The sequence below is a fragment of the Streptomyces sp. NPDC126510 genome (assembly GCF_040302345.1).
Taxonomy (GTDB): Bacteria; Actinomycetota; Actinomycetes; order Streptomycetales; family Streptomycetaceae; genus Streptomyces.
In genome coordinates this window covers 1-3,511 of the sequence record NZ_JBEORR010000088.1, presented here as the reverse complement: position 1 = coordinate 3,511, position 3,511 = coordinate 1, and the positions used below count along the sequence as shown (strand labels likewise).

The window sequence follows — 3,511 nt, the reverse complement described above, 5'->3', positions numbered from 1 at the left end:
CTACCGAAGGCGCATCATGGTCCACATCGCCCTCACCCGAGGGCAGAGACCAGCAGCATGAAATCAGCACACGCCCCGCTCAAATGCGGAGAGCCCAATATTGACCCCTGACCGCCGATCCTGGCTCTAGTCGAGCCAGGAGGGACGAAGGGATGCTGTCCGTGGAAGATTGGGCCGAAATCCGGCGTCTGCATCGAAGCGAAAGGTTGCCGATCAAGGCAATCGCTCGCCTGATGGGAGTTTCCCGCAACACCGTCCGCTCGGCGTTAGCCGCCGACGGACCACCGAAATATCAACGCGCCAAATCTGGTTCGATCGTCGACGTCGTCGAACCCCGCATTCGGGAGTTGCTCCACGAGTTCCCGACGATGCCCGCAACGGTGATCGCCGAACGCATCGGCTGGGACCGCTCAATCCGAACCCTGAGCACAAGGGTCGCCGAATTTCGACCGGTCTATCTGCCGCCGGACCCGGCTTCACGAACCACGTATCTTCCCGGCGAGATCGCTCAGTGCGACTTCTGGTTCCCTCCGATCACTCTGCCGATCGATCACGGCCATGTTCGGACCGCGACGAAACTACCGGTCTTGACGATGACCTGCGGATATTCGCGCTGGTTCTCTGCCTTGTTGATTCCCACCCGCGGCGCCGAAGACCTGTTCGCCGGCTGGTGGCACCTGATCGTCGGGCTCGGCGCAGTGCCCCGAGTACTTGTCTGGGACGGCGAAGGTGCCATCGGCCGATGGCGGCACCGCAAGGTGGAACTAACGCAGGACTGCCAGGGATTTCGCGGCACTCTCGGTGCGAAAGTGCTCGTCTGTAAGCCGGCCGATCCGGAAGCGAAGGGCATCATCGAACGCAATCACGACTATCTGGAGACCTCGTTTCTGCCCGGCCGTTCGTTCACCGGTCCCAATGATTTCAACCGGCAACTGTCGGCGTGGTTAGCGATCGCGAACAGCCGTCGCAAACGCGCCCTCGGCTGCGCCCCGGCCGATCGCATCGATGCCGACCGCGCCCGAATGCTCGAGTTGCCGCCCGTGCCACCGGTGACCGGATGGCAGTACTCGACCAGACTGGCCCGCGATCACTACATCCGACTCGATTCGAACGACTACTCGGTGCATCCGTCGGTGATCGGACAGCGCATCGAGGTCACCGCCGATCTGGCCCGGGTGCGAGTGTGGTGCGCGGGCCGGTGCGTCGCTGATCATGTTCGGGCGTGGGCGAAACATCAGACGATCTCCGATTCCGATCACGTGAAAGCTGCTGTCACACTGCGCCATAACCGCATCACAGTGGTTCACCCGGCGGCTGAACCGGAGGTTCAGATTCGATCGCTGAGCGATTACGACGCCATGTTCGACGTCCCTGACTACGATGGAACGGAGGCACTATGACCACCAACAACAGCGGAACCCGGCAGCCTCAGCATGATCTGACCGCCGAGTTGAATTTCCTGTCCCGCGCCCTCAAAGCACCGACCTTGCGTGATGCCGCCGGACGATTGACCGAACGAGCACGTGAAGAGAGTTGGACTCACGAAGAATTTCTGGTCGCGTGCCTGCAGCGGGAAGTCTCCGCGCGAGAAAGTCACGGCGGCGAATCCCGGATCCGCGCCGCTCGTTTCCCTGCCCGTAAATCGTTGGAGGAGTTCGACTTCGACCACGCTCGCGGTCTGCAGCGTGATGCCATTGCGCATCTGAACACCTGGCACGGTCGTCCCCACGACCGGCGCAGCGACGTCGCCGCGCTGCAGGACCTGCTGCCGACGGTGCGGTCCACCGTGCACGTCCCGGTCCTGACCGACGCCCTCGCTGTCGCCGATGCTCACGCATGGGCCGACATCCTCGCTCGCCCCGCGCCGGTGCAGTTCGAGCGAGTCGATTTCAACGACCCCTTGTGGGTGCTGTACTCGTCCGGGACCACCGGAATACCGAAAGGCATCGTGCATTCACACGGCGGAGTCCTGCTCGAACATTACAAGCTGCTCGGCCTGCACCACGACCTCGGGCCGGGAGACCGCTTCTTCTGGTACACCACCACTAATTGGATGATGTGGAACCTCGTCGTGTCCGGACTCCTGCTCGGGTCGACCATCGTCGTCTATGACGGCAGTCCGACGTATCCGAACCCGCAGCGCCTGTGGACGATCGCCGCGGACTGCCGAGCCCGCGTCCTCGGAGTCAGCCCCGGATACCTGCTCACCTGCGCCAAAATGGGTGTCGAACCCGCCCGAAACCTCGATCTAAGCCACCTCAAGATACTCGGATCCACGGGCGCACCCCTGGCCGAGCAACAGTACGACTGGGTCCGCGGCCACGTCGGATCGACGATCCAGGTGGCCTCCGTCAGCGGCGGAACCGACGTGGTGAGCGGGTTCGCCGGCAGCGCCCCGAACACGGCGGTGTGGGCGGGCGAGCTGTCCGCACCGATGCTGGGTGTGGCCCTGGAAGCCCGCGACGAGAACGGTCGGCCCGTCATTGGCGACGTCGGCGAGTTGGTGGTCACCGAACCGATGCCCTCGATGCCCGTCTTCTTCTGGAATGACGCGGACGGGACCCGGTATCGCACCTCCTACTTCGAGACCTATCCCGGTCTCTGGCGTCACGGCGACTGGGTAATCGTGACCGAACGCGGCAGCGTCGTCGTGACCGGTCGATCGGATGCAACGCTGAACCGTCATGGAGTGCGCTTCGGAAGCGCCGACATCTACGACATCGTCGAAGACCTGCCGGAAGTCGGCGAGGCACTCGTCGTCGGAATCGAACTCGACGGCGGCGGCTACTGGATGCCGCTGTTCGTCGTCCCCGCACCGGGCAGGTCACTCGACCAGGAGCTCCGCGAGCGCATCACCACCGCGATCCGAACCCACGCGTCCCCTCGCCATGTTCCCGACGAGATCATCGAAGTACCCGCCATCCCGCACACCCGCACCGGCAAGAAGATCGAGATACCGATCAAACGCATCGTCCAAGGAGCGGACGTCGATCGCATCATCGGATCCGACACGATCGACGACCCCGACGCCCTGCGGTACTTCACCCGGTTCACCCGCACCGATGCCGCGAGCAGGACCCCCTGACAACCGGGGCGCATGCACCGCTTCCCTCCCTGCCACGCCATCCGAGCAACGAGCCGAGGTTCAGAAGAACGATGTTTTCCAAAGTATTGGTGGCTGCCGGGACTGTTTCGCAATCGGTGTTTTGGCCCGAGACGCTGAGTGAATGCTCGGCGAGGAGGTGCCGAGATGACGACACTGGAAGATGTGACGAAGAAGAGGGCCGAGCCCTCCGCGGAAGCTGCGGCGGCCGCAGAGTTGGTGCGCCTGGCCAAGGAGCAGGGCCTGTCGCTGACCGGGCCGGACGGCCTGCTCAAACAGTTCACCAAAACCGTCCTGGAAACCGCACTGAACGAGTGTGTGACACCGTATTTCTTCGGCGGCGGCATCAAGGTCGCGGAGACGATCTCCCGGCGATCGAGGCTACGCGGCCGCCCCGAACGCGCATCG

2 protein-coding genes and 1 pseudogene are annotated in these 3,511 nt (G+C 63.6%); all 3 read left to right on the top strand.

What is annotated here, in order from left to right; genetic code table 11:
- Positions 1 to 152 precede the first annotated feature (152 nt).
- Positions 153 to 1,400 carry an IS21 family transposase gene (istA, locus tag ABTX60_RS43030; protein WP_209923626.1) on the top strand — a complete coding sequence of 416 codons (1,248 nt, stop codon included), beginning with the start codon at positions 153 to 155 and terminating at the stop codon, positions 1,398 to 1,400.
- On the top strand, positions 1,397 to 3,085 hold the full coding sequence (locus ABTX60_RS43025) for an acetoacetate--CoA ligase (protein WP_064113783.1): 1,689 nt from the start codon (positions 1,397 to 1,399) through the stop codon (positions 3,083 to 3,085). Before istA ends, ABTX60_RS43025 begins: the two co-directional genes overlap by 4 nt.
- A 165-nt stretch (positions 3,086 to 3,250) precedes the next feature.
- Positions 3,251 to 3,511 (top strand): annotated as a pseudogene (locus ABTX60_RS43020) (hypothetical protein); the annotation flags it as partial.